Origin of the sequence: Micromonospora sp. NPDC049903 (genome assembly GCF_044460945.1) — a bacterium.
Taxonomy (GTDB): Bacteria; Actinomycetota; Actinomycetes; order Mycobacteriales; family Micromonosporaceae; genus Micromonospora.
This window is the reverse complement of sequence record NZ_JBITKL010000032.1, coordinates 1-25875: the sequence shown is the minus strand read 5'-3', so window position 1 is coordinate 25875 and position 25875 is coordinate 1. Positions and strand designations below refer to the sequence as shown.

Annotated in this window: 20 protein-coding genes; 16 read left to right on the top strand and 4 right to left on the bottom strand. The window is 73.5% G+C overall.

The features are described 5' to 3' along the window. Positions 1 to 7: 7 nt before the first annotated feature. The 3 genes from ACIBO1_RS29085 to ACIBO1_RS29075 are packed head-to-tail and all read left to right on the top strand — an operon-like array spanning position 8 to position 5197. Complete coding sequence (locus tag ACIBO1_RS29085; RefSeq protein ID WP_396751984.1) at positions 8 to 664, top strand: DUF4255 domain-containing protein; 657 nt, start codon at positions 8 to 10, stop codon at positions 662 to 664. Further along, the gene (locus ACIBO1_RS29080) at positions 661 to 2790 is read left to right on the top strand and encodes an ATP-binding protein (RefSeq protein ID WP_396751982.1); all 2130 of its coding nucleotides are present in this window, start codon (positions 661 to 663) and stop codon (positions 2788 to 2790) included. The genes ACIBO1_RS29085 and ACIBO1_RS29080 overlap by 4 nt, the downstream gene beginning before the upstream one ends. A gap of 13 nt (positions 2791 to 2803) precedes the next feature. Further along, a complete protein-coding gene (locus ACIBO1_RS29075) occupies positions 2804 to 5197 on the top strand; it encodes a DUF4157 domain-containing protein (RefSeq protein WP_396751980.1) in 2394 nt (797 codons plus the stop codon). 80 nt (positions 5198 to 5277) lie between these two features. Here ACIBO1_RS29075 and ACIBO1_RS29070 read toward each other — a convergent pair whose 3' ends face one another. Both ACIBO1_RS29070 and ACIBO1_RS29065 read right to left on the bottom strand, forming a co-directional pair. Beyond that, the gene (locus ACIBO1_RS29070) at positions 5278 to 6708 is read right to left on the bottom strand and encodes a hypothetical protein (RefSeq protein WP_396751978.1); all 1431 of its coding nucleotides are present in this window, start codon (positions 6706 to 6708) and stop codon (positions 5278 to 5280) included. Between the two features lie 259 nt (positions 6709 to 6967). After that, entirely contained in the window at positions 6968 to 7942 is a 975-nt protein-coding gene (locus ACIBO1_RS29065) for an alpha/beta hydrolase (RefSeq protein WP_396751976.1), read from the bottom strand. Between the two features lie 239 nt (positions 7943 to 8181). Between ACIBO1_RS29065 and ACIBO1_RS29060 the strand changes: the two genes are divergently transcribed. The 13 genes from ACIBO1_RS29060 (at position 8182) to ACIBO1_RS29000 (ending at position 21632) form a co-directional block, all read left to right on the top strand. Further along, on the top strand, positions 8182 to 9738 hold the full coding sequence (locus ACIBO1_RS29060) for a phage tail sheath family protein (protein ID WP_396751974.1): 1557 nt from the start codon (positions 8182 to 8184) through the stop codon (positions 9736 to 9738). Positions 9739 to 9793: 55 nt separating this feature from the next. Further along, positions 9794 to 10237 carry a phage tail protein gene (locus ACIBO1_RS29055; RefSeq protein WP_350695527.1) on the top strand — a complete coding sequence of 148 codons (444 nt, stop codon included), beginning with the start codon at positions 9794 to 9796 and terminating at the stop codon, positions 10235 to 10237. A gap of 85 nt (positions 10238 to 10322) precedes the next feature. Beyond that, positions 10323 to 10805 carry a hypothetical protein gene (locus tag ACIBO1_RS29050; RefSeq protein WP_350695528.1) on the top strand — a complete coding sequence of 161 codons (483 nt, stop codon included), beginning with the start codon at positions 10323 to 10325 and terminating at the stop codon, positions 10803 to 10805. After that, complete coding sequence (locus ACIBO1_RS29045; protein ID WP_350695530.1) at positions 10802 to 10960, top strand: DUF6760 family protein; 159 nt, start codon at positions 10802 to 10804, stop codon at positions 10958 to 10960. The genes ACIBO1_RS29050 and ACIBO1_RS29045 overlap by 4 nt, the downstream gene beginning before the upstream one ends. Before the next feature lie 6 nt (positions 10961 to 10966). Further along, positions 10967 to 14110, top strand: coding sequence for a hypothetical protein (locus ACIBO1_RS29040; RefSeq protein WP_396751971.1), 3144 nt, complete (start codon positions 10967 to 10969; stop codon positions 14108 to 14110). Beyond that, entirely contained in the window at positions 14107 to 14535 is a 429-nt protein-coding gene (locus ACIBO1_RS29035; protein WP_396751969.1) for a phage tail protein, read from the top strand. The genes ACIBO1_RS29040 and ACIBO1_RS29035 overlap by 4 nt, the downstream gene beginning before the upstream one ends. 1 nt (position 14536) lies before the next feature. Continuing rightward, complete coding sequence (locus ACIBO1_RS29030) at positions 14537 to 15286, top strand: peptidase M23 (protein ID WP_396751967.1); 750 nt, start codon at positions 14537 to 14539, stop codon at positions 15284 to 15286. 5 nt (positions 15287 to 15291) lie between these two features. Then, on the top strand, positions 15292 to 17109 hold the full coding sequence (locus tag ACIBO1_RS29025) for a VgrG-related protein (protein WP_396751965.1): 1818 nt from the start codon (positions 15292 to 15294) through the stop codon (positions 17107 to 17109). 13 nt (positions 17110 to 17122) lie between these two features. After that, on the top strand, positions 17123 to 17476 hold the full coding sequence (locus ACIBO1_RS29020; RefSeq protein ID WP_396751963.1) for a PAAR domain-containing protein: 354 nt from the start codon (positions 17123 to 17125) through the stop codon (positions 17474 to 17476). Positions 17477 to 17481: 5 nt separating this feature from the next. Continuing rightward, positions 17482 to 17904, top strand: coding sequence for a GPW/gp25 family protein (locus tag ACIBO1_RS29015; protein WP_396751961.1), 423 nt, complete (start codon positions 17482 to 17484; stop codon positions 17902 to 17904). Then, on the top strand, positions 17904 to 19853 hold the full coding sequence (locus ACIBO1_RS29010) for a putative baseplate assembly protein (RefSeq protein ID WP_396751959.1): 1950 nt from the start codon (positions 17904 to 17906) through the stop codon (positions 19851 to 19853). Before ACIBO1_RS29015 ends, ACIBO1_RS29010 begins: the two co-directional genes overlap by 1 nt. Before the next feature lie 29 nt (positions 19854 to 19882). After that, a complete protein-coding gene (locus ACIBO1_RS29005) occupies positions 19883 to 20458 on the top strand; it encodes a phage tail protein (RefSeq protein WP_396751957.1) in 576 nt (191 codons plus the stop codon). Continuing rightward, complete coding sequence (locus tag ACIBO1_RS29000) at positions 20445 to 21632, top strand: NADase-type glycan-binding domain-containing protein (protein WP_396751954.1); 1188 nt, start codon at positions 20445 to 20447, stop codon at positions 21630 to 21632. Before ACIBO1_RS29005 ends, ACIBO1_RS29000 begins: the two co-directional genes overlap by 14 nt. Before the next feature lie 6 nt (positions 21633 to 21638). Here the strand turns inward: ACIBO1_RS29000 and ACIBO1_RS28995 are convergent, their stop codons facing one another. Together ACIBO1_RS28995 and ACIBO1_RS28990 are read right to left on the bottom strand one after the other, a co-directional pair. Further along, complete coding sequence (locus ACIBO1_RS28995) at positions 21639 to 22457, bottom strand: BTAD domain-containing putative transcriptional regulator (protein WP_396751952.1); 819 nt, start codon at positions 22455 to 22457, stop codon at positions 21639 to 21641. 115 nt (positions 22458 to 22572) lie between these two features. Next, on the bottom strand, positions 22573 to 25449 hold the full coding sequence (locus ACIBO1_RS28990; RefSeq protein ID WP_396751949.1) for an ATP-binding protein: 2877 nt from the start codon (positions 25447 to 25449) through the stop codon (positions 22573 to 22575). Positions 25450 to 25875: the final 426 nt, after the last annotated feature.

Here is a 25875-nt window from a genome sequence, read left to right as displayed (position 1 = left end):
CGGGCGCGTGATACACGAGATCGACGAGGCCCTGCGCGGGCTGGTCGCCACCGAGGCGCTGACGGGTACCGGGGTGGAGGTGTCGTTCGACGCGCCCACCCGGGACTGGGCGACCCGCCGCAACGCACCGACGGTGAACCTGTTCCTCTACGACATCCGGGAGGACCGGTCGCGGTACTTCCAGGGCCGGGTCGCCGAGCGGGACGACACCGGCCAGACGGTGGCCTGGCACGACTCCCCGCACTTCTTCGCGCTCTCCTATCTGGTCACCGCGTGGACCAACCGACCCACCGACGAGCACCGCCTGCTCGCCACCCTGTTGGCCGGTCTGATCCGGTACGACGAGGTGCCGACCGAGCGGCTGACCGGATCGCTGGCCGCGCTCGGCCTGGCCGTACCACTGTCGGTCGCCGCGCCGCCCGGCGAGGGACGTGCCCTGGCCGACGTCTGGACCGCGCTCGGGGGCGAGCTCAAACCATCGCTGGACCTGGTGGTCACCGCCCCGGTGTCGACCCGCCGGTCGCCGGCCGCCCCGCCGGTGCGGGAGAGGACCGTCCAGGTCGGCGACGTCGCCGGGGCGCGGGTGAGTCGACGTACGCACACGATGGCGAACCCCCGCCGGGACGGCGACGGTCGGTTCCCCGGGTCGGGCGGTCTGCGGTGAGCGAGGCAGACGACACGGCGTACCTGTCGGAGCGGCTCGGCCTGCTCGCCGCGCGCGTACGCGGGGCGGTGACCGAGCGCCGTCGGGACGACCCCGACCCGGACGACGCCTTCCGTGGGCTGTACGTGTCAGCCGACCACGCCGAACGCCTGGCCGCCGCTCCTACCCGAGCTGCCGCAACCGTCGGGGTGCCGAGTAAGGAGGGGTCCCCTGCTATACACGAGGCGTTAGCAGGGGACCCCTCCTTACATCCCGACGGACACGAGCCGCGACTGCTCCGGTTGGCCCGCCGGTTCGGACTCGGCGCGCTGGACGTGGACTTCCTGCTGGTCGCGTTGCTGCCCGACGTCGAGGCCCGGTACGAGAAGCTCTACGGCTATCTCCACGACGACGTCAGCAGGCGTCGCGCCACCATCGGGCTGGCCCTGGAGCTGTGCGGGTTGCCCGCCTCGGCGGTCGCCGGTCGGTCCCGGTTCGCCGCCTCCGCGCCCCTGGTCGGCGGCGGGCTGCTGCTGGTCGAGCAGCCGGACCAGCCGTACCTGTCCCGGCCGTTGCGGGTGCCCGACCGGGTGGCGGGGTACCTGCTCGGTGACGACACCGTCGACGCCCGGCTCGCCGAGCTGGCCTGGCCCGTCGGGGACGACACGGCCCCGCCGTCGGACACCGCGTACCGCCTCGGCGGGGCGGTACGCGCCGGAGTGCGCCGGGCCTACCTGCGGGAACAGCCCGGCGCCGTCGCCGACGACCTGGGGGTCGCGGCGCTGCTCTCGGCCGGTTGGGCGGTGCTCCGGCTCGACCTGGACGCGTTGGCCGCCGAGCCGGCCCCGGCCGACGTGCTGGCCGTGGTGGTGCGGGAGGCCCGGCTGCGCGGTGCCGGCCTGGTCGCCGGCCCGGTCCAGGCACTCGACCCGATCGGCGTGCCGGCACATGCCCGGCTGCTGCGTCGGGTCACCGACCAGCCGGTGCCGGTGCTGCTCACCGGGACGGTCGAGTGGGATCCGCACTGGAGCCGGCAGGCGCCGCTGCTGGTCACCGCCACGCCGCTGGACGAGCAGGGCCGGGCCCGGCTGTGGCGCACGGCGGGCGCGGCGCGGGCCGCCGACCGGCCCGAGGGCTGGACCGACGGCGTCGACCCGGCGCGGGAGCTGGCGGCGTACCTGCTCGGCCCGGACCAGATCCGGCGGGCCGCGCAGGCCGCCGACCAACTCGCGCTCTTCGCGGGCGCGGACCGGGTGGACGCCGGCCACCTGCGCGCGGGGGTACGCGGACAGAACGCCGGTGGCCTGGCCCGGCTGTCCCGGCGGATCGAACCCGGCGTCGGCTGGGCCGATCTGGTGCTCCCCGACCAGGTGCACGACCAGTTGCGGGAGCTGGCTCTGCGGGTGCGGTACCGGGACCGGGTACTCGGCCGGTGGCGGATGCGTCCCGGCGGCGGGCGGGGGCGCGGGGTGCTGGCGCTGTTCGCCGGTGACTCGGGCACCGGCAAGACCATGTCGGCGGAGGTGGTCGCCGCCGACCTCGGTCTGGACCTGTACGTCGTGGACCTGTCCACGGTGGTGGACAAGTACGTCGGTCAGACGGAGAAGAACCTGGAACGGATCTTCACCGAGGCGGCCGGTGTCAACGGGCTGCTGCTGTTCGACGAGGCGGACGCCATCTTCGGCAAACGGTCCGAGGTCAAGGACGCCCGCGACCGGTACGCCAACCTGGAGAGCGCCTACCTGCTGCAACGGATGGAGTCCTTCGACGGCGTCGCGGTGCTCACCACGAACCTGCGCGCCAACCTGGACGAGGCGTTCACCCGGCGGCTCGACCTGATCGTCGACTTCGCCATGCCGGACGTGGCGCAGCGGCGGGCGCTCTGGGACCGCTGCCTCGGCACCGAACTGCCCCGTGATCCCGACCTGGACCTGGACTTCTGCGCCCGCAGCTTCGAGCTGGCCGGCGGCAGCATCCGGGCCTGCGTGGTGACCGCCGCCTACCTGGCGGCGCAGGCCGGTCGGCCGGTCCGGATGGCGGACCTGGTCGGTGCGGTGCAGCGGGAGTACCGCAAGCTCGGCCGGCTGCTGCTGGAGAGCGAGTTCGGCGTGCACCAACCACGCGGGGAGCCCGCGCGGGTCCACTGACGAGAGGGCAGCGATGCGAGCACACGATCCAGCCGGCCGCGACGTCTCGGCCCGCCCCGTCACGCAGGCCAAACCGGAGACCACCGGTGCCGAGCAGGTCCGGGCGGAGACGGGTGCGGTGCCCGTCGGTCCGGCCGGCGTCGGGCCGAGCGGCGCGGCGGCCACCATCCTGGACCTGCAACACCGGGCCGGTAACGCCGCCGCCACCCGGGCGGTGCAGCGGATGCGGTGCGCCGACCCGGACCACGGCCACGAGTCGGAGCCGATCCAGCGGTCGGCGGTGAACGAGGTGCTGCGTTCGGCCGGCAGCCCGCTGGCCGGGCCGGTGCGGCAGGACATGGAGGCGCGGCTGGGCGCGGACTTCTCCGACGTACGCCTGCACACCGGCGCGCTCGCCGAGCGTTCGACGGCGGAGGTGGACGCCCGCGCCTTCACGTCGGGATCGCATGTGGTGATCGGCCGGGGCGGGAGCGACCGGCACACCCTGGCCCACGAACTCACGCACGTCATCCAGCAGCGCTCCGGACCGGTCGCCGGCACCGACAACGGTCACGGCCAGCGGGTCTCCGACCCGGGTGACGCCTTCGAGCGGGCGGCCGAGGCGAACGCCCACCGGGCACTCAGGGAGCCGCCCGCGCAGCGAGCAGATGCGTCGTCCTCCCCGGAGCCACGGCTGGGTCCGGCCCAGCCGGCCAGGCCGGACGTGGCCCGGGCCCCGGGGGTGCAGCGGACGGCAGACAACGCCACGGTGACCGGAACGACCGGCCGGGACACGCCCGTGCAGCGGATGACGATGGACGCCTTCCAGCAACGCCTGAACGCCGCGGGCCTGGCCGACGACCAGGACTTCCTCATGCGTTTCGAACTGGAACGCGGCAAGCTGAATCGGGGCCCGCTGCTGCCGCAGCGGGCGGGAGCGCCGTCCCGGCTGGAGCAGTTCGTCACCGACGACGACATGACCGACGAGAAGCTGACCGAGTACATCAACGCGCACGACCCCGACCGTCGAGCGCCGTACGCCCAGCCCCAGGAACTGACCGATGCCAAACGCACCGGCATCGAGGTCGAGATCCCCAAGGTGCAGCTCAGCAGCGACGATGACCTGGTCGTCCTCGTCAACGGCATGGCTCTGGCCAGGACGGACAAGGTGACCCCGGTCGGGGAGAACGGCCAGCTCCCCCTGCTCAAGCTGGAGGTGGAGGGTGTCGCACCGCCGAGGAACTCGCCGACCATCGAGCTGATCTACGGCCCCTTGCCGACCAGGGCCTATGCGCGGCCTGCGGTCATCTCGGCACGCAAGAAGCTCGGCAAGGCGTTGACGGGAAAGGGCTCGCTCGAGGAGATCCTCAACGAGTACAACAAGACGCTGCGCGGCGAGGAGCAGGACTTCAGCCTGAACATCGACGCCGATGCGACCGGCGTGCGCAAGGACAGGACGAACACCGACCCGTTCGAGAGCGCCAACCAGCAGACCAACGTCTCCCTCCCGTACGAGAACCTGGGTAAGGCCAGCGCGGGGGAGATCGAGGCGGCGCAGGAACGGCACAACCGGTCGGCCGTGTCGGCGCAGGGTGCTAGCCGACCCACTCGAGGCGTGCCGGCGGCCCGCGGTGGCCGGGGCGGCGCGTCGGCCCGGGCCGCCGGCAAGCGGCCGGCCCCGCCGCCGTCGCCGATGTCCGGGTTGTTCTTCAAGGAGGAACATCGCCGGGTCTACGACTTCGCCCGGGTCGAAGCCCACGTCATGGTCGCCGGCATGAAGGCGCACTGGAGGCAGAGCTATCCCCCGGCGGACTACCCGGACGCGGCCCTCCCGCAGGTGAGTGGCAACGTGGCAGCGCTGCTCACCCAGGTCATGCTTCAAGAAGCCCTGTTCGGCATCTTCGGCAAGGATCGCGACGCCCTGGCGAAGGAGGACAAGTACCAGTTCAACACCATGCTCAAGGCAAGCCCCCAGGACGCGGTGATGTCCATACTCGACGACGGCGAAGCAAAGGTGCTCCTGTCCTGGCTGGTCGCCACCGGCAAGACGGACCTGGCCGCGGGTGCGACCAACGCGTGGTCGAGATCCAGCAGACCCGCGACGCGACAAGTGCCTGCGGCGTCCCTGACCTATCTGGAGGACGCCCTGGTCACCCGGCTCGTCACCGGCCGCCAACTGCTGAAGATGCTCCGCGACGACGACACCGTGGCGACCAGGACCCCGGTCGCCAGCCCGCGCGGCGTGGAGGTCGGCGAACTCACCCACTTCCATCCGCGACCCAGCAACCGGGTACCGATCACGATCAGCGGCGACAAGTACTACTTCGTCATCGAGCAGCGCAACTCGGGACACGAGTTCAACCGCGTTGGCCCGGACTACCAGACGAGCCAGAAGGTCGCGGCGATCAGGGAGGTCCAGGACTACTGACCGGTCCATGCGCCCCTACCGCCGAGGCCGCCCCTCACCGTGGGGGGGCGGCCTCGATCCGGGTCGGACGCGGCGGTGGGCTACGCGTCGGCGACGAGCTGTGCGTAGTCGTCGTCGGTGCCGACCAGCGCGGAGAAGATCTCCCGCAGTCTGCGTTCGTCCCGGTCTGCCCGGTTGATCTGCTCGGTCAGCCTGGCGTCCTCCGCCTTGAGCTTGCGCAACCAGTCGCCGCCGAGCGTGACCCGCATGGTGTCCAGCTTGCCCACCCCGATCTTGTCCTGCTTGAGCCCGCCGACACTGGACGCCGGGTTGGCGGTCGCCTCGGTGGACTTGGCGGTGTGGCGGTATCCGACCGGATTCTGCGGGGCGTTCGGGTCCGGTTTGGACAGGCCGATCGCGTGCAGCACGGTGTCCTTCACCGATTCGGGGGCGGTGGTCTCCAGGCCGATCTGGAGCCAGCCGATGTCGCTGCTGGTGGGCGGTTTGTAGACGAGCAGGATGTGGCCGTGCAGGCCGTTGGGGAGCACCACGTCACCGTTGAAGTCCCGGCTGCCGATGCCACCGGCCGCGATGTCCGCACCACGCTCGTCGCGCCGGGGGTGCTTGAACAGTTTGCCGGCCGTCGCCTTCACACCGCCGACCTCGCGCAGCGTCTCCTCGCTGCCGCCGGTCATGTCGTGCGTGCTGAACGCCCGCTTCGGCAGGTTCCGCATCCCCAACCACTCCGGCAGCGAACCGCCACCGATCGGTTCCGCCGTCTCCTCCCGGGGGATCTCCACCCGGACGTTGACCCGCCCGCCGTGCGCGAGGGCCCGCGCCACGGCTCCGGTGTGGCGGCGCCACTGCCGGTCCGCCGAGTTCTTGCCCTCGGCCCCGGCCACCTCCAGCCCCTGCTGGATGATCACGAAGAGCCGCCGGAGCAGCGTGTTGGCCTGCTGGTTCTTTCGGTTGAACTCCTCGATCTGCTGCGCGCTGAGTCCCTCGGTGCTCTCCTGTCCGGCCTGGAGATCCTGGGCGGCGAGGGTGGCGGCGAACGTGTCGCGCACGTCGGTGGTCAGTTCCGCCTCCAGTTCCTCGCGCAGCGGGTCGCCCTCGGGTGCGGAGCGCATCATGATGCCCCGGGCCAGCACGTACGCGGGGGTGTCGCGGATGCCTGCGGCGTCCGCCCGCCTCTCCCAGGCCAGGGTGGCGACGTACAGCCGCCTTCCCGGGGGCAGTTGCAGCCAGTCGTAGTACCTGCTGGCGTCCAGGTACGCCTGCGCCTGCGCGAACGACCCGGTCTCGGCCTGCATCGCGCTGCCGGGACCGGCCGCCTCGATCTCCGCCCGCTCGGCGGTGCTGAGCAGCGGTCCCCGGGACAGTCGCGGGGTGTAGTCCGGTGCCGCCTGCTCGGTCGAGGCCGACTGGGCACCGCCGGGTGCCCGCTGCACCGGCAGCGCGGGTGCGCTGCCGTGCTCACCGGAGAGTGCCGCGGCGACGGCCGCGTTCCCGGCGGCGTGCTGAAGCGCCATGATCGGATGTTCCGGCCGGGCACCGGACGCGGTGCCACCGCGACGGACCGACCCTGCTGTACCGCGCTCGCCCTGGTCCTGACGCCACTCTCCGGCCCGCATCGTGCTCCTTCCGGCCCGCTGGATCTTCCTGCCGTGCGGCAAGTCTGCGCGGCCGTGCGGGCAGTCGACGGTGACCGCGAGGGCACACGCACGGGTAAGGCGCATGGGGCGGATCGGGAAGTGTCGGCGACGCGGGCGGGCATCGGCGGCACACCGCTCAGGCCAGCCGCAGGGTCCGCTTGAGGAAGGTGACCGCCTGGTTGATGGCGGCCTCGGCCGCCTCGGTGCCGCGCAACGCGTCGAGCATCACGAAGTCGTGGACGATCCCCTGGTAGCGGGTCGCCGAGACCTGCACACCGGCCGACCGCAGCAGGTGGGCGTACGCCTCACCCTCGTCCCGCAGCACGTCGGCCTCGGCGGTGATGACCAGCGCGGGTGGCAGCCCGGCAAGGGTTTCCGGGGCCGCCCGCAGCGGTGAGGCCGCCACCTCGGCCCGCACCGTCTCGTCCGGCGCGTACTGGTCCCAGAACCAGCGCATCGTGTCCCGGCGCAGGTGGAAGCCCTCGGCGAACATCCGGTACGACGCGGTGTCGAAGCCGGCGTCGGTGACCGGATAGAAGAGCACCTGACCGACCGGTCTCGGCGTACCGCGCCGCTTCGCCAGCAGCGTCACCGCCGTCGCCAGGGTGCCGCCCACCGAGTCACCGGCCACCGCGATCCGCTCCCCGTCCAGGTCGGCCGCGCCCGCACCGGTGAGCCAGCGCAGCACCGCGTGGCACTCCTCGACCGCCACCGGATAGCACGCCTCGGGCGCGAGGCTGTAGTACGGGAAGACCACCGCGGCGCCGGTACCGACGGCCAACTCCCGGACCAGCCGGTCGTGGGTGTGGCAGTTCCCGAGGACCCAGCCGGTCCCGTGCAGATAGAGGATCACCGGCAACCGGCCGATGGCACCGGCCGGCCGGACCACCCGGACCACGATCTCGCCGCCGGGCCCGCCGGGCACCACCCGCTCGTCCAGGTCGGCGTCGGGCCTGGCCAGGTTCCCGGACTGGAGGTCGTCCAGGACCCGCCGGCTCCGCTGCGGCCCCAGTTCGTGCAGGTACGGCGGGCGCGCGGTCGCCTCGGCGAACTGTCGGGCGGCGGGTTCCAGCACGATCCCGGCGGGAACGTCTCGCCTGAGGATGGGCATCGACCACTCCCGGGATCCGGGCCGCGAACGCGGCGGAGACTCCGAGGTGTCCCCCGGGTACGCGGAGCCTCTCCGGCCCCCGTCCGGAAAGACATCCGCCATCTGACGGCACTGTCGGTGGACTGCCCCTTCGGGTAGTGGCCGCTTCCCCGCCGCCCGCCCGTCGAGTCATGGTTGCCGGCACCGGGCGTGACCAGACTTCTCCTCACGGATCGCCGTCGTGCCCGAGGGAGCGTGTCATGCCGTCGTACCTGTCACCCGGGGTGTACGTGGAGGAGGTGCCGAGCGGTTCACGCCCGATCGAGGGTGTGGGCACCGCCGTCGCCGCCTTCGTGGGCTTCGCCGCCAGGGGGCCGTTGCACACCGCGACCCTGGTGACCAACTGGAGCCAGTTCGTCCAGACGTTCGGGGAGGCGCTCGACGACGCCTACCTCGCGCACGCGGTGTACGGCTACTTCGCCAACGGCGGCGGCATCTGTTACGTGGTGCGGGTCGGTGCGTCGGAGACTGCGACCGAGGCGACCGGGACGACCAGGACGGGCCGCACGGTCACCGGGCCGTCGGTGGCGCTCGGCACCTTCACCGTCACCGCCCTGCCCGGCTCCGGTGACGGCGGTGAGCTCACCGTGGAGGTGGCCGACGTCGAGGGCGAGTCCGTGCCGGAGGACCGGTTCCGGCTGGTCGTCCGGCAGGGCGGCACGGAACGGGAGGCGTTCGACGTCTCCGCGAAGCGCAACACCAAGGCGTACGTCGTCAACCAGGTGCGGGAACGGTCGAAGCTGATCGCGGTCGAGGAGGCGGCACCGGCCAGCTCGCTGGCGCGGCCCTCCAAGCAGTCGGTGAGCGTACCGCCGGTGCCGACCGAGGACGCCGGGCTGCCCGCCCGGATCTCCGCCGACGACTACGTCGGTGACGCGGACGCCCGGACCGGCTTCGGTGGGCTGGAGGCGGTCGACGAGATCACCATGGTCGCGGTGCCCGACCTGATGAGCGCCTACCAGCAGGGCCGGATCAGCCTGGAGGACGTCAAGGCGGTCCAACTGGCGGTCATCTCGCACTGCGAGCAGATGGGCGACCGGATGGCGCTGCTCGACCCGCCGCCGGAGCTGACCGCCCGGCAGGTGTTGACCTGGCGGCAGGAGGAGGCCGGGTACGACTCCCGGTTCGCCGCGCTCTACTACCCCTGGATAAAGGTGTTCGACCCGGCCAGCGGGCAGCACCGGTTCCTGCCGCCGAGCGGGCACGTGGCCGGCCTGTGGTCGCGTACGGACGCGGAGCGCGGGGTCCACAAGGCACCGGCGAACGACGTGCTCCGGGGCGTGATCGAGGTGCAGAACTCGGTGACGAAGGGCGAACAGGATCTGCTCAACCCGATCGGGGTGAACTGCATCCGCACCTTCCCCGGTCGCGGGATCCGGGTGTGGGGCGCCCGGACCCTCTCCTCGGACCCCGCCTGGCGGTACATCAACGTGCGCCGGTTGTTCAACTACATCGAGGAGTCGATCCTGCTCGGCACCCAGTGGGCGGTCTTCGAGCCCAACGACGAGCGGCTCTGGGGGACGATCCGGCGCAACATCGCCGCGTTCCTCACCGAGGAGTGGCGTAGCGGGGCGCTGTTCGGCAGCACGGCCGCCGAGGCGTTCTATGTCAAGTGCGACCGGGAGACCAACCCGCCGGAGTCGGTCAACCTCGGCCGGGTGGTCTGCGAGGTCGGCGTCTCCCCGGTACGCCCCGCCGAGTTCGTCGTCTTCCGGATGTCGCAGTACTCCGACAGCACCAGCCTCGTCTCCGAGTGACCCGACGCGTACGCACCACAGACCTGTGACGGCTAGGAAAGGACGGTAGCCAGCGATGGCGGAGACGGGCGATACCTTCGTTACCCACCGATTCCAGGTGGAACTCGGCAAGGCACGGGTCGAATCGGTCCAGGAGGTCAGCGGCCTCACCGTGGAACTCGACGCGATCGAGGTCACCCAGGTCACCCCGACCGGGGAGTACATCATCCGCAAGATCCCGGGGGCTCGGAAGGGCGGCGAGGTGACCATCACCCGTGGCCTGGACAAGAGCAGCGCCTTCACCGAATGGATCAAGGACACGTACGAGAAGGGCGCGATCAACACGGCCCGGCAGAACATCAGCGTGATCGTGGTGGACGCGGAGAACTCGGAGCAGCGTCGGTGGGACCTGACCAACGCCTGGGTGAGCCGGTGGGAGGGCCCCAGCCTGCGGGCCGGTGACACCTCCCCGGCCACCGAAAAGATCACGATCGTCTTCGAGGAGATCACCAGTTCCTGAGGCGCACCACCACGTACCGCCTGAAGGGAGGTAGCGGCGTCCACTCCCGGCCCTGCCCGGGCCGGGTCCGCACGCCGTGGAGTCGATGAGACGACGGACCGTTTCGTACACCGCCCCGGAGGAGCCGCTCGACGGCTCGGACTCCGACCCCGGGGCCGCCCCGGCCGGCCGGGCCACACCGCCGCCCGAGCCGCCGAGGCTCCAGACCGAGTTCTCCTTCGAACTCCCTCGCGGGTACGTCGACGAGGCCGGCACCGTGCACCGGCACGGCACCATGCGGCTGGCGACCGCCCGCGACGAACTCGGCCCGCTCGTCGACCTGCGGGTCAAGGACAACCCCGCCTATCTGTCGGTCGTGCTGCTCAGCATGGTCGTCACCCGGCTGGGCACGATCACCGACGTACGGGCCGAACACGTGGAACGCCTGTTCGCCTCGGACCTGACCTTCCTGCAGGACTTCTATCGCCGCATCAACGCCGAGGGGCACACCCGCGCGGCGGTCACCTGCCCGCACTGCACCTCGGACTTCGAGGTGGACCTGGCCGGTGGTCGCCCGGGGGAATCGTGACGTACGCGACCGACCGGCTCTACGAGGAGGTCGCGTACGTCGCCTACCACTTCCACTGGTCCCGCGACGAGATCCTCGACCTGCGTCACGACGAACGACGGCGCTTCGTCGCGGAGATCGCCGCCATCAACACCCGCGTCAACGAGGGGCGGTGATCCACGATGGGCGTACGCGACCTGCTCCGACGGTGGCGCGGACCGGTCCACTCCGACGCGGTCGGCCCGACCCCGGTCGCTGACCCGGCGCCCACCCCGGTCGTCGACGGCCGGGGCTGGCGGAGCGTACCGCCGATGGATCGCCTGCTCGCCGGTATCGAGGTGCCGATCAGCGACCCGATCGGGTTCCGGCACCGGCTGGCCACCTGGCAGGACCCCACCGCCCGACGCCCGCTGCACCACCTGGTCAGCCCCGACGCGCCCAGCGGGCTGGCCCACGACCTGCTCCGCCCGGTGCCCCCGGCGAAGCCGGCCCGCGCCACCGGCACCGCCCTGCCCGGACAGCGTCCCGCCGCCTCCACCCTGCCGGTGCAGCGCCGGGCCACCGCCGGCTCCCCGGCCGAGCCGGGCCCACCGGCCCCGGCGCTCCCGGCGGTCCTCCGCGCACCGTCGGGGTCCCCCGCCGGACCACCGGCCGGAGCTGACGGTCCGCCAGCCGACGGCCCGGCCCGGACACCGGCCACCGCCGTGGTGCCCCGACCGGTCCGCCCCGCCCCGGCCCGCCGAGCCGGTACGCCGTTGACGCTCGCCCCGGTCGCCGCGCCGCCGCGCCGAGTGCCCGCCCGGCAACCCGGCCCCACCGACCTTCCCCGGACACCCCTCACCGCCGCCCGGTCCGGCCCGGACCCCACAGGTTCTGCCGCACCGGCCCCCGGCACCGCCGTCCACACGGCCGCGCCGACCAGCCCTGCTTCGGTGCCCGGTACGTCGAGCGGCCGCGACCGGTCATCCACCACGCCGGCCCGCCACGACCCGCTGCCCGCCGTACAGGCCGGAAGCGCCCCGGTACCGACCGCACCGTCCCGCCGCGACCCGTCGACCACCGCGCCGACCGGCAGCGCCTCGATGTCCGCCGCGCCGACCGGCAGCGCCTCGGCACCGGTCACGCCGACCGGCAGCTCCCCGGCACCCACCGCGCCGCCCCGCCGCGACCCGCCGCCTGCCGCGCCGACCGGGACGACCGGATCGGTCCCGGTGGCGCGGGCTCCCCGCGTCGGCGGCACTCCCCCGCGACTCGGTCTCGGCGAGCCCATCGTGATGCCGGCGCCGGACCCGGACGCGCCACCGGCAGTGCTGTCCGCCCGCCGTCCGGCCCCGGACCAGCCACTGCCCCGGTCCGCAGGTCGAGGCACGGGTGCTGCGTCGTCCGGTGTGGGCGGCGGCACCCCGTCACCGGTGCAGCGATCCGGTGTCGTCGGTGGAGGGTCACCGGGCGGCGCTGCTGCGGCCTCGCCTGGAGGCGGCGGGACCTCGCCCGTGCACCGGTCCGGCGGCCCCGCCGGTCCGCAGTCTCCGGCCGCCGCCCCGGCCGACCGGGCCGTCACCGGCCGACCGGAGAGCGGTCGGGCGGTACGGCCACCCGGTGCTGGAGCGTCGCGGTCGGAAGCCGGAGCGGGGCCGTCCGGCCCGGGTCGGTCACCGCTCCGGGAGGTGCCGGCGGGTCGGAGCGGTCCGCCGGTACCTCCCCCCGGCCCGCAGGTGGGCCTCGGAGCCCCGCTCGTCCCGGACGCGGCCCCACCACGGATCGCGGCCCGGCCGGTGGCCACCCCCGGCCCGGTACCGCCCCGGCAGACCACCGACGGCCCCTCGCCCCACTCCGGCGGCACCGCCCACCGACCCGCCCCGCCGACGGTCCCCCCAGCCGCCGATGCCCTCCCGTCGGCGAGTACCGCCCGGGTCCGCCCGCACGGCACGTCACCGGCAGCCCCGATTCCCGCGGACGCCCCGACACGCGGCACACTCCCGGCGCGCACGGACCGTCACGGCCGACCCGGGGCCAGCAGCACACTCCAGACGGCCCCGGCCCGCCCCGGAAGCCCGGCCCCCACGGCCGGGACCGGCAGCGCATCCCCGGGCCGAACGGGAAGCCCGACCTCGACGCCCCGCGCCGGTGCCGATAGCGCGACCCCGGCGCCCGCGACCCGGACCGCACACCCGACCTCGGCGCCGCTGGCCGGCACCGCGCCCCTGGCCCGGGCCGCAGGCGCCACCCCGGCATCCCCGCCCCGGACCGGCAGCACGCCTCCGGTGCCCCCGACGTCGAACGGCGGCGCGCCGTCGGATGCCGCCCGGTCCGGCCTGCCGCAGCGGGCAGCGCGCCTGCTGCCGTACCCCGCCGAGCCCACCGCCCCGGCGGCGGCCGAGCGACCCCACCCGGGGGCGACGCCCGTCGTGGCACAGACGCCGGTCGTCCGTGCCCACTCCCCGGTGGCCGCGCCGACGACGGCGGCCGGTGCCGGTCCGGCTCCGACGCGGCCCGGCGCGGCGGCCGGAGCATCCGGACCCGCCGGCCCGGCCCACCGACCGACGGGTCGCGCCCCGCTCCTCGGCGAACGGCCCCTGACACCGGTCCTGCAACGGTCCGGCGGACTCGGCGCGCCACCCCGAGGCGGCACGGACCCCAGGACCCCGGCCGGTGCCCGCGCCTCTGCCGCTTCGACGGCGGTGCCGGTCCGCTGGGTCCGGTCCTCGGGCGGCGCATCGGAGACCACGACCAGCCGAACTCCGGCGAGCACCAGGAAGGCCCACACGATGGCGGGACCACAAGCACCTGTCGCCGGCTCCGGCGCCCGGACCACCCCGGCCCCCGGGCCTCATCCGGCCCGGTCACCGGCCCGGCCGGTCGCCGGACCGATCCGCCCGGCGTCCACCGTCCCCGCGTCGGTGCCCCCGCTGGCCGGCCCGGTTCCGCGCCCGGCGGTCGTGACCCGCGCGCCGAGCACGCCCACCGGCGCCGCACCACAGATCCAGCGCACACCGCGCGGCCACACCGTTCGCCCCACGCCGACGCCGCCGCGCTCCACCACGGTGGTCCAGCGGACGGGACCGGAGGCGGCCGGAGCCGCGACCGCCACCCGTGCCCCGACGCCCGGCGGCTCCGACCGGGTCACCGCCGGGTCGACCGGCGCGCAGACGGTACGCGACGGGGGACGCGAGGACCGCGACAGCGCCGAACGGTTCCACCACCTCGACCGGCGGGCCCTGGACGAACTCGCCCACCGCCTCGTCGAACCGATCTCCCGACTACTGCGGACCGAACTCCGGCGGGGACGCGAACGCTCCGGCCGGTGGCTGGACGGTGGACGGTGAGCGACATCGATCCCGGCACCAGCGTCCACTTCCGGCTCCGCATCGACGGCATCGACCTCGGCAACTGGAACTCCTGCGAGGGGCTCGGCTGCGAGGTCGAGGTGGAACAACACCAGGAGGGCGGCAACAACGACTTCGTCTGGCAACTGCCGTCGCGGGTGCGCTACACCAACGTCACGCTCACCCGACCGTTGATCCCGGACACCGCCAAGGTGGCCCGGATGCTCGCCAAGCTGCCGCAGGGCGTCACCCGGGGCACCGCCCAGATCGCGGCGCTACAGCCCAACCGGGCCCTGCTGGTCCAGTGGGGACTGGCCGACGTCGTGCTGGTCCGCTGGAGCGGCCCGTCCTTCGACCCGGCCCGCTCGGAGACCGCAACGGAGAGCATCGAACTCGCCTACCACGGCTTCCTGGAGGTGGGCTGACATGCCGACCGGCAAGGTCTCCGCGTTCCTCCAGCGCTACAACCCGCCGCTGGGCGGCGGCAATCGCCCCGGCGGGGCGCTCGGCGGCCCGATCACCTTCATGTTCAACCCGAACGAGTTGACGCTGACCAAGTCGGCCTCCTGGATCCCGCACGTGGTCCGTGGCGCCGAGCAGGTCGGCATCCCGGAGTTCACCGGCTCGGAGCCGCGCAACCTCGCGCTGACGGTCTTCCTCGACGTCACCGACACGCACAGCCGCACCGTGCAGCAGCGCGTGGAGAGCCTGCTGGCCTGCTGTACGCCGACCACGGCCAGCATCGCGGCGAAGGCGCCCTCGCCACCGTGGGTGAAGTTCACCTGGGGCCAGTTCCAGACCGTCTCGTTCTACTCGTACGTCAGTCAGGTCACCGCGACGTACACGCTGTTCGACAGCTCCGGCACCCCGTTGCGGGCGACCTGCGCGGTCAACCTGACCGAGATCAACGGCAGCAAGCCCGCCCAGAACCCCACCTCGGGCACCCGCTCGGCGCGTCGGGTGCACCGGGTGGTGGACGGCGACTCGTTGCCGCTGCTGGCCCACCGCGAGTACGGGGACCCGACCCTCTGGCGGGTGATCGCCGAGGCGAACGACCTCGACGACCCGAGCCGACTGCCGCCCGGCACCGAGCTGCTGTTGCCCGCCCCCGACGAGGTCCCGACCGCCCTGTCCCGCGTGCCCGTCGGGTCCGGTGCCGATGCGGAAGGCAGGTAGCCCACGTGCCCACCGGAACCCTGACCAACCTGCTCAAGGTCGGCCTGCCCACCGACGAGATCCCCGCCCCCTGGCCGGAGGAGTTGACGTACGGCTGCGTCGAGGACGGCGTCAACATGCCGGCGGTGGCGACCCTGCGGTACCGCGATCCCGGCTCGCTGATGGTGGAGAAGGTCGGCATCACGATCGGCCAGAAGCTGACCGTGGCGGTCCGACCCGGCGACCGCAACGGCGAGACCGCGCTGTTCACCGGCGAGGTGATCACCGTCGAGACGGAGTTCGACGGCACCGGCACGTACACCACGATCCGGGCCCTGGACCTGTCGCACCGACTCCGGCGTGGCCGACGGGTGGCCCGCTATCTCAACCGGAAGGCGTCCGACATCGCCGGGGAACTGGCCCGGTTCGCCGGTCTGCCGATCGGCCGGATCGATCCCACCACCGTGGTCTACGAGGTGGTGGCGCAGCCCAACGTCAGCGACTGGGAGTTCCTCCGGATGCTGGCCGCCGACAACGACGCCGAGGTGGCGATGGTCGACGGACGGTTCGTGTTCCGCCGGCCGGTCCGCGCCGCCTCCGCCCCGGGCACGCAGACGCCCGCCGAACGCAGCGACTTCGTGGCGGAGGTCAACGGCAACGTCCTCTCCATGCACGCCACCGTCACCTCGGCCGGCCAGTTCACCGACATCGAGGTACGCGGCTGGGACCGCCGTACCCGCCAGCCGGTGATCGGCCGTACCCGGGTGCGCGACAGCGACGAGGTAAGCCTGCCGGTGACCGCCGGGGAGTTGGCGGCGCGGTTCGGCGACGCCGAGATGCTGGTCGCCGACGTGCCGTACGAGACGGCGGCCGAGGTCGACACCGTCTCCCGGTCGCTGGCCGCCCAGGTGGCGAGCGGCTTCGCCGAACTCGAGGTGGCGGTCCGGGGCAACCCGCTGCTGCGCACCGGCGTGCCGTTCACCCTCAGCGGCGTCGGGAAGCCGTTCGTCGGCAAGTACACCGTGACCGCCAGCCGGCACCTCTTCGGGCCGGCCCGGTTCTACGAGACCTGGCTGACGGTCAGCGGTGCCCAGGACCGGTCGCTGAGCGGCCTCACCGGCGGCAACCCGACGGCGCTGCGGTCGCGGATGCCGGGGCTGGCCATCGGCGTGGTCACCGACGCCAACGCCGTCCGGGACCGCAACCATCCGGAACGCCGGGACCGGGGCTGGGTCAAGCTCCGCTTCCCCTGGCTGGACGACGAGTACGAGACCGACTGGGTCCGGACGGTGCAACTGGGCGGGACCGGCGGCGGTGGGGTGTGCTGCCCCGAGGTCGGTGACGAGGTGCTCGTCGGGTTCGAGCAGGGGCTGCTCGACCGGCCGTACGTGATCGGCGGGCTCTACAACGGCGTCGACCAGCCCTCGCCGCACGACGGTCCACTCGTCGACCCGACCAGCGGGGCGGTGAACCGGCTCTCGTTCGCCTCCCGCAACGGCCGGGCGACCGGCGGCGGCACCACCGGCAACTGGATCGAGCTGCTGGACGGGCCGACCGTCGCCGCCGCGGCGCAGGGGGTCCGGCTGCGCACCCAGAAGGGCACCGACAACCTGCTGGTGCACCTGGACCGGGCCGGCACGTCGGTGGTGGTCCGCAGCGACGGCAGTGTGGTGATCGAGGCCAAGACCGACCTCACCGTCCGCGGCACCGGGGGCGTCTCGGTCGAGTCGCGCGGGCCGGTCTCGGTCACCGGTCAAGGCGTGTCGGTGGACGCCGGGGCCGGCGAGCTGAAGCTCACCGGTGGCAGCGTATCGATCTCCGGCCGGATCGTCCGGATCAACTGAGGAGGGAAACGCGATGCCAGCAGCAGCCCGTGTCGGGGACAGGATCGGCCACGGCGTACCCACCGGAAGCGTCGGCCCGCCCGCCGCAGGCCCGCCCGGGGGTGCCCCGCCGACGCCCGGTCCCCTGCTCGGCGTGGCCAGCGTGCTCATCGGTGGCCGACCGGCGGCGGTGGTCGGCACCCTGTGCACCTGCCCGGTCCCGCCACCGCACCTGGCCCTCGGCCCGGGCAACGTGGTGATGCCCAGCCCGCCACGGGCCGGCGGACTGGTGCTGATCGGCGGCTTCCCCGCCGCCCGGGTGGGCGACCGGACCACCTGCTCGGCGACGATCCTGACCGGCGCCCTGAACGTCTCGATCGGGGGCTGAGCGACGTGGCGGAGCAGTTCATCGGCGCCGGGTGGGCGTTCCCGCTGCGGTTCGACGCCGGTGGCGGCATCGCGCTGGTCAACCGGGAGCGGGAGATCGTCGAGGCGATCCGGCTCATCCTCGGCACCGCACCCGGCGAGCGACCCATGCGCCCCGAGTTCGGCTGCGCGATCCACGACTTCGTCTTCGCGCCCGCCGACGAGAACACCGCCGGGCAGGTCGCCTTCGAGGTCCGCGCCGCACTCGACCGCTGGGAGCCCCGGATCGAGGTCACCGACGTCCTCGTGGGCTTCGACGAGGTGACCGCCGGCACCCTCTACATCGACCTGCGGTACGTGCTGCGCGGGACGAACGACCCCCGCAACCTGGTCTTCCCGTTCTATGTGATCCCGTCGCACGACGCGGTCGAGGTGGAGGCGACGTACTGATGGTCCTGCCCGCGCCCAACCTCGACGACCGACGCTTTCAGCACCTCGTCGACGACGCCAAACGCTTCATCCAGCAGCGCTGTCCGGAGTGGACCGACCACAACGTCTCCGATCCGGGCGTCACGCTGGTCGAGGCGTTCGCGCAGATGACCGACGAGCTGCTGTACCGGTTGAACCGGGTACCGGAGAAGAACTACCTGGCCTTCCTCGACCTGATCGGCGTACGCCTCTTCCCACCGACCGCCGCGCGGGCCGCGCTCACGTTCTGGCTCGCCGCCCCGCAGGCCGAGACGGTGCTGCTGCGGGCCGGGACCGAGGCCGGCACGGTCCGCACCGAGACGGAGGAGGCCATCGTCTTCGCCACCGGCACCGACCTGGCGATCGTGCCGTGCGAGCTGGCCCACCTGCGCGTCCACCCCGCCGACGGTCCGGCCGCCGACCGCACCGACCAGGTGCTCGACGGCCGGGACGTGGCCTGCTTCGGCACCCCGCCGACGGTCGGCGACGCGGTGCTGTTCGGCCTGGACGCGGCGGTCCCGTCCTGCGTGGTGGTGCTACGGCTGGAGAGCCGGGTGGAGGGCATCGGCGTCGACCCCCGGCAGCCGCCCGTGAGCTGGGAGGCCTGGGACGGCGCGCGCTGGACGGAGTGCGAGGTGGACAGCGACTCCACCGGTGGACTCAACCGGCCCGGTGACGTGGTGCTGCACGTACCGGCCGGACACACCACCTCCACCGTCGGCGGCCAGCGGGCCGCCTGGCTGCGGTGCCGACTGGTCGCCGCCGAGCCCGGCCAGCCGTTCTACTCGGCGTCCCCGACGATCCGGGCCGCCACGGCCTTCACCATCGGCGGCACCGTCGAGGCGGTGCACGCCGAGACGGTCGTGGGTGAGTTCCTCGGCGAGTCCGAGGGCGTGCCGGGCCTGCGTCTGCGGGTGGCCCGCCCGCCGGTGCTCCCCGACGACGAGCCGTTCGTGGTCGAGGTCTCCGACGGCGCCGGCTGGCAGGAGTGGACCGAGGTGGACGCGTTCGGCGCCACCGGCCCCGACGACCGGTGCGTGACCGTGGACCGGACCACCGGCGAGGTGGAGTTCGGGCCGGCGGTCCGCGAACCCGACGGAACGCTGCGCCGCTACGGCGCGGTGCCGCCCAACGGTGCCCGGCTGCGGGTCCGGCGCTACCGCACCGGCGGTGGGCGGCGCGGGAACGTGGCCCGGGGCACGATATCGATGCTGCGCAGCTCGGTGCCGTACGTCAGCCGGGTGGAGAACCGGGAGGCCGCCCTCGGCGGGGTGGACGGCGAGTCGGTGCAGAGCGCCCGCCAGCGGGGCCCGGTGCAGTTGCGGGCACAGGACCGGGCGGTCACCGCTCGGGACTACGAACTCATCGCCGGGCAGGCCGTACCGGCTGCGGCCCGGATCCGCTGCCTGTCCGCCGGGGACGGCGCGGACCCCGGCGGCGTACGTCTGCTGGTGGTTCCGGAAGCGGTCGCGGACACGGGGGAGCAACTCCGTTTCGAGCAGCTGATCCCGCCCGACGACATGCTCGCCACCATCGCCGCGCACCTGGACGCGCGGCGGCCCATCGGCGTACGACTGAGCGTGGAACCCCCCTTCTACCAGGGCGTCACGGTGGCGGTCCGGCTGATCGCCGGGCCCGGTACGGCGACCGGGCGGATCCGCACGGCGGTGCTCGACGCGCTCTACGGCTATCTCAACCCGCTGCGCGGCGGGCCGGACGGGACGGGCTGGCCGTTCGGCCGGCCGGTGCAGGCCGGCGAACTGTTCGGGGTGCTCCAGCCGCTGCCCGGCGTCGCGCTGCTGGAGGAGGTGCTGCTCTTCCCCGCCGACCCGCTCACCGGCCGGCGCGGCACGGCCACGTCCCGGGTCGACCTCGACCCGCACGCGCTGGCCTTCTCCTACGAACACCAGGTCCGGGTGGAGGAACGCTAGGTCCGCCCAGGACCGGAGAGGGATGTCCCATGCGCGGCACGGTGGCGGGTCTCGGCACACCGCATCCGTTCGACCGGCGACTGCCGGCGATCTATCAGACGGACGAGGTGGCCGGCCGGCTGCTCGCCGCCTTCGACGAGGTGCTGGCTCCGGTGCACTCGACGCTGGACAGCCTCGCCGCCTATCTGGACCCCCGGCTGGCCCCGGCCGACTTCGTCGACTGGCTCGCCGGCTGGGTGGCGGCCGAGACAGCGCCGGGCTGGACGCTGGCGCAGCGCCGTGAGGCGGTCGCCGGTGCGGTGGCGCGACACCGGGTGCGGGGTACCGCACAGGGCCTGGCGGAGCAGGTGCAGATGGTCTTCGGGGTCTGGCCGGAGATCACCGAGAACGGCGGCACGGCCTGGTCGTCGAGATCGGGCGGGCCGCTTCCGGGAACGGCGGTGCCCGCCCTGACCGTCACGGTACGGGTACCCGAGCCGGACCGGGTTCCGCTGGAGGCGCTGCGGGCTCTGGTGGAGGCGAACCGGCCGGCGCACGTGCCCTGCACGGTCCGGGTCGTCGCCGACGGGCAGCAGGCGGAAGGGAACGACGATGGAACGCTGTGAGCGGTGCGTACCGGCCGAACCCGGCAGCGCGTTCTGCGGGGTCTGCGGATCGTTCCTCGACTGGGAGCAGTCCGCGGGCGCTCCCCCGCCCGTCCGGCCGTCGACCACGCCCCGTTCCAGCACACCCCCGACCGACCCGACGACCGCTGACCGACCCGACGACTTCACGCCGTGGCTCGACGCTCCGGTGGCGGCCGTCGAGGAAAGCCCGGCGACCCCCGCCACCAGGCAGGCACCGGCGACCTCGGCCGTCGAGCAGGCACCGGCTGCCCTGGCCGCCGAACAGGCACCGGCGACCTCGGCCGCCGGGCGGGACTCGGGGCCGCCGGCCACCGCGCAGGAGCCGGCGGAGGTGGTGGAGGCGGTCCAGCCGGCCCGCCCGTCGACCCGCCGGCCCGTCGTCCGACAACGCCCACCGTCGACCGAGGACGGTGCCGGGGACGTCGTCTGCCCGGTGTGCGGGACCGGCAACCCACCGGACCGCAGGTTCTGCCGCCGGTGCGGAAGCCCTCTCGGTGCCCGGACCGGCCCGTCCGGGCGGGAATCGTGGTGGCGCCGCCTGCGTCGAGCCGTGGTCCGGGCACTGAACTGGCTGTTCCGGCCCCGTTCCGGTGTCGCCGGTCTGGTGCGCCGGATCGCCGCGCTGCTGCTCGTCGTCGCCCTGCTCACCGGTGTCGCGTACGGCGTGACACGGTTCGGTTCCCAGGCCGGTGACGCCGTACGGGACCGGCTCGCCGACCCGCAGCCGATCAGCCCGGTGTCGGTCCAGGCGTCCAGTCAGGCGGGCGACCACCCGGCGGAGGCGGTCGTCGACGGCATCAGCAACAGCTACTGGGCCCCGGCCGCCGAGGGCGCCGGTGGCGGGGAGTACGTGGAACTCACCTTCGCCTCCCCGTTCCGACTGCTCGACCTGATCGTGCACTCCGGCGTGTCGGCGCAGCGCGACGTGTTCCTGCGGCAGGCCCGCCCGGCGGTGCTGGAACTGACGCTCTGGACCAGCGCCGGCACCTCGGAGAGCCGGACGCTCCAGCTCGCCGACCAGGCCGGTCCACAGACCTTCCACCAGGTCGTCGACGACGTGGTGCGGGTACGCCTCACCGTCCGGGAGAGCTACGGCAGCGCCGCCGACCGTCGTACCGCCATCGCCGAGGTGGAGTTCTTCCGCCGCCCCTGACGACGCTCAGGCCGCCCGGGCCGACTCGGGCACCCCGAGTGTGCGCAGCACCCGGTCGTACGCGCAGCGTGTCCGCGCCGCCGCCGCCGTGTCGCCGGAACGCTGATGCGCCTCGGCCAACACCCGCCAGGCGTCGTCCCGGAACCCGTCGATCTCCAGTCCGCGTCGGGCCGCCGCAGCCGCCCCGGCGAGATCGCCCGCCTCCAGTTCGAACGCGGCGAGCGTCGCCGCCGCCTCCGCCGCCAGCGTGCGGTAGCGGTCGCGGTCGGCCACCACCCACTCCGCCGGCCCGTCCTCCGGCAGCAGGTCACCGGCGTACTGGGCGAGGGCCTCCCGCAGGGCCGCCGTCGCGACGCCCCGCTGCCCCGCGCCCACGTTGCGACGCCACGCCGCCACCGCGTTCTCGAACGAGCGCACGTCACAGCGGGCACTGCGCGGCAGGTCCAGCAGGTACGACTCGCCGTCCCTGCGCACGAACCGGGACTCGCCGCGCCGCACGCCCGGTTCGAGGAACGCCCGCAACGTGGAGACACCGACGTGCAGGTTGCGGATGCCGGACCCGACCGGCAGTTCCGGCCAGAGCGCCGTCAGGATGGTCTCCCGGTGTACCGGCCGACCACCGTGGGCCGCCAGGAAACGCAGCAGGGCGCGGACCCTCGGCCGGACCGTCGTCCACTCCAACCGCCGCCCCGGCATCTCCAGGTGAAACCCGCCGAAGCAGCGGACCACGAGTGGCGCGCCCGCGTCCGACGGCTGCGCAACGGTCGGCGGCTCCGGTTCCTCGACCGCCCGTCCCCGGAGCGGCTGCTGGCTCGAATACCTCATCTTCCGGAACTCCTCCGTCCCCCATCGGTCGCCGTGCCCACCACCGATGCTGCGCCGATCACCGCGCGCAGACATCAGTCAGTTGACGCATACCGATTCCGGTGACGTCCGAGGGTCAGGGCTCGACGCCAGACACCGCCTCGCGGCGCAGCGCCTCGCGGGCGATCTCGACCCGGCTCCGGACGCCGAGCTTGCCGAGAACGTGTGAGATGTGGGTCTGTACGGTACGCCGCGACAGGTACATCTCCCGGGCGATGTCCGGTGTGGACCGTCCCTCCGCCACCAGCGCGGTCACCCGCGCCTCGGTCGGGGTGAGCGCCTCCCAGCCGACCTGCGCGCGGGCCGGCCGGGGCCCCCGGACACCCCGGCGCACCCCGAGACGCCGTAGTCGCCGCTCGGCCCGGCGCACGTCCCAGACCGCGCCGAGACCGTCGTACCCGTCGACCGCCTCGCCCAGCAGCGTCCTCGCCTCGGCCGACGAGCCGCGTCGGGCCAGCACCGCCGCCAGGTCCTCAAGCGTGCCGGTCAGCTCCACCGGCGACCCGACCGACCGGTAGTACACGACTGCCTCGCGCAGCGGTGCCGGATCGTCGTCGAGCAGCCCCTGACACCGACGCAGGGCCGCCGCGGCCCGCCCCGGCCGGGTCTCCGCCGCAGTCTCCGCCCGGCACGACTCCACCGCCGCCCGGGCCGCCGCCGCGTCGTCGGTCGCCACCGCGAGCCGCACCAGCTCCGGCGCCCACTGGTGGAGCAGGGTCATCTCACCGGGCCCACGCTCCAGGACCACCGACAGCTCCGCCAGCGCCCGGGCCGGATCCCCCTCCTGCTCGACGGCGAGCGACCGCGCGGCGAGCAGGAAATCGCGATTCTCCCGGTCGGCGACGGTACGCACGGGAAGCTCCAGACCGGCGCGCAGGTGCTCGGTCGCGGCGGCGCTGTTCCCGCGACGCCCGGCGATCATCGCGGCGACACCGTGCCACAGCAGCGCCGGCCCGCGCTCCCGGAGCCCGGAGTACGTGATCGTCGTGCTGTCCCGCCCGAGGACGTCGAGTTCGGCGAGCGCGTCGTCCCAGCGGCCGAGCCAGTACAACAGCACGGCGGCGGTGAGCGTCGAGACGCCCTGGCCCGGCCCGGCGGCCCGCTGACTCAGGTCACGGGCCCGCCACAGGGTCTCCTGCGCCGCCGGCCACCGGTCCAGGTTCTGCAGGCTGAAGATCCGGCCGTCGAAGGCGAAGGTCCGCAGGTCGGCGTGCTCGGGTGCGTCGCCCAGCACGGCCAGCGCCCGGTCGGCGTAGTCGAGGGCGGCCTCGTGGTCGCGGCGGACCGAGTGGGTCAGCCACAGGTCGGTCAACGCGTACGCGACGGCGAAGGCGTCCCCGGCCTCCTCCCCCACCCGCAACGCCTCGCGCGCGGTGCTGTCCGCGGTGTCCAGGTCGCCGTTGCTCGCCCGGTTGACCATCGACAGCGAGGCCAGCAGGCGGGCCCGCCACACCGCCGGTACGCCCGGACGGCGCAGCGCCGTACCGAGGACCTCCAACGCCTCCTCGTTGCGGCCCTGGCCGAACAGCGTGCGGGCCAGGATCGAGGACATCTCGGCCTGTTGTCCCGGCTCGGTCGGCAGCGTCAACGCCGACCGGGCCCGGGCGGCGGCCTCGGAGTGGCGCCCGGCGTCGAGCAGCACCCGGGCCAGTTCCACCGAGAGCGCGGCCTGGTCGGCACGGTCGAGCGGACTCACCGACAACTCGCGCTGCAGCAGCTCGGCCGCGATGTCCGGGGCGCGGGCCGCCAACGCCGGTGCCGCCTCGACGACCCACGTCCGGGTCCACTCGTCACCGGTGTGACCGGCCGCCAACAGTTGCTGGGCCACCCGCAGCGGTTCGGCGCCGGCACCGGCCAACGTCCTCGCCGCCTCACAGTGCAGCGCCGCACGCAGCGCGGCCGGCATGCTGTCATAGAGCGCCTGACGGATCAGCGGGTGTCGGAAGGCGAGCTGGTCGCCGACGCCGACGACGATCCCGGCGGTGACCGCGTTCTGCAGCCCTTCGGCCAGGTCCGACGCGGTCCGGCGGAGCACCGCGGCAAGGTCGGTGACGGCGAACTCCCCGCCGAGCAGCGAGGCGGTCCGCAACATCTGGGCGGTGCCCGCGGACACCACGCTGAGCCGGTCGGTCAGCGCCGCCGCGAACGAGGCGGGCACCCGGTCCAGCGCGTCGTCGGAGAGTTCACCACCGCTCGGCACCGCACCGGCGCTCTGCTCCCGGGCCAGGGCGTCGAGCAGTTCCCGCAGATAGAGCGGATTGCCCATGGCCCGCCCGAGCAGACGGTCGAGTCCCGGCCCCGGCGGCGCACCGAGGACCCCGGTGGTCATCGTGCGGACGTCGTCCGGACTGAGCGCGCCGAGTGAGAGCAGGGTGCCGCCCCGACGCAGGGTGGCGGCCCGCAACGTCTGGACGTCCTGCCGGGTCGGCACCGGACGGGTCGCGCTGACCAACAGCAGTGGAAGTTCCTCGACGGCGAGGGCGAGCCGGTGCCACAGCATCAACGACGCCTCGTCGGCCCATTGCAGGTCGTCGAGGACCAGCACCGTGGGCGCGTCGGTGCACAACTCGTCGACCAGCGACACGAGCATTTCGGTGGCCGTACAGGCGATGTCGTCGACGGCGAAAAGCCCTGGCCGCCGGTCCCGCAGGAACTCGGCGATCCGTGCGCGACGAGGGTCCGGCGAGCGCAGCCGAACCTGGAGACAGTCCAGCATCACCCGCAGCGGAAAGCGGTGGGACAACTGGTCCGCCGTCCCCCACAGCACCTCACGGTCGCCGCCCCCACCAGCGGTGAGACCGGCTGCGACCAGGGAAGACTTCCCGATTCCCGCCTCGCCCTCGACCCACAGCACCGCGCCACGGCCCTGGCCGGCGGCCTCGGCGGCGGCGTGCAGCACGGACAGTTCCTTTTCCCGTCCGGCCCAGACAGTTGGCAGATCAACTGGAAACATGGCGAATGCACCCGAACAGAATGGATCGCGAAGCGACGCGCATCGGTGCATATTAGCCGACCGCCACGGGCCGACATGACCAGGAATTGAGCGCCGAGAATGTAACCGGCATTTCCTGGCATCGCTTTTCCCATCACAACCGCATCCGCGCTGCGTACCACCCCCGGCGGGCACGCCCGCGCCCCACCGTCCCCGGATGTCTCCGGCGCGGGGACGCGACACGACCACGGGAAGGTGACAGGCCAGCCGGTCACCACCGACCCCCCTCGGGGCCCCTCCGACACGGGCGGAGGCAGCAACTTCATGGATGTTGCTGCCTCAAGGGGCACGTGAGACAGCAACATCCATGAAGTAGTTCCATCCTGAATCCGCTGGCCAGGAGGTCTTGACGGTGGGGTGGTGGTGGGTGTTTGAGCAGGTCCACGA

Coding starts and splice junctions, on each gene's coding strand:
- ACIBO1_RS29075 (WP_396751980.1), top strand. CDS start 2,804: ATGCGAGCACACGATCCAGCCGGCCGCGACGTCTCGGCCCGCCCCGTC.
- ACIBO1_RS29070 (WP_396751978.1), bottom strand. CDS start 6,708: ATGGCGCTTCAGCACGCCGCCGGGAACGCGGCCGTCGCCGCGGCACTC.
- ACIBO1_RS29065 (WP_396751976.1), bottom strand. CDS start 7,942: ATGCCCATCCTCAGGCGAGACGTTCCCGCCGGGATCGTGCTGGAACCC.
- ACIBO1_RS29060 (WP_396751974.1), top strand. CDS start 8,182: ATGCCGTCGTACCTGTCACCCGGGGTGTACGTGGAGGAGGTGCCGAGC.
- ACIBO1_RS29055 (WP_350695527.1), top strand. CDS start 9,794: ATGGCGGAGACGGGCGATACCTTCGTTACCCACCGATTCCAGGTGGAA.
- ACIBO1_RS29050 (WP_350695528.1), top strand. CDS start 10,323: ATGAGACGACGGACCGTTTCGTACACCGCCCCGGAGGAGCCGCTCGAC.
- ACIBO1_RS29040 (WP_396751971.1), top strand. CDS start 10,967: ATGGGCGTACGCGACCTGCTCCGACGGTGGCGCGGACCGGTCCACTCC.
- ACIBO1_RS29030 (WP_396751967.1), top strand. CDS start 14,537: ATGCCGACCGGCAAGGTCTCCGCGTTCCTCCAGCGCTACAACCCGCCG.
- ACIBO1_RS29020 (WP_396751963.1), top strand. CDS start 17,123: ATGCCAGCAGCAGCCCGTGTCGGGGACAGGATCGGCCACGGCGTACCC.
- ACIBO1_RS29010 (WP_396751959.1), top strand. CDS start 17,904: ATGGTCCTGCCCGCGCCCAACCTCGACGACCGACGCTTTCAGCACCTC.
- ACIBO1_RS29005 (WP_396751957.1), top strand. CDS start 19,883: ATGCGCGGCACGGTGGCGGGTCTCGGCACACCGCATCCGTTCGACCGG.
- ACIBO1_RS29000 (WP_396751954.1), top strand. CDS start 20,445: ATGGAACGCTGTGAGCGGTGCGTACCGGCCGAACCCGGCAGCGCGTTC.
- ACIBO1_RS28995 (WP_396751952.1), bottom strand. CDS start 22,457: ATGAGGTATTCGAGCCAGCAGCCGCTCCGGGGACGGGCGGTCGAGGAA.
- ACIBO1_RS28990 (WP_396751949.1), bottom strand. CDS start 25,449: ATGTTTCCAGTTGATCTGCCAACTGTCTGGGCCGGACGGGAAAAGGAA.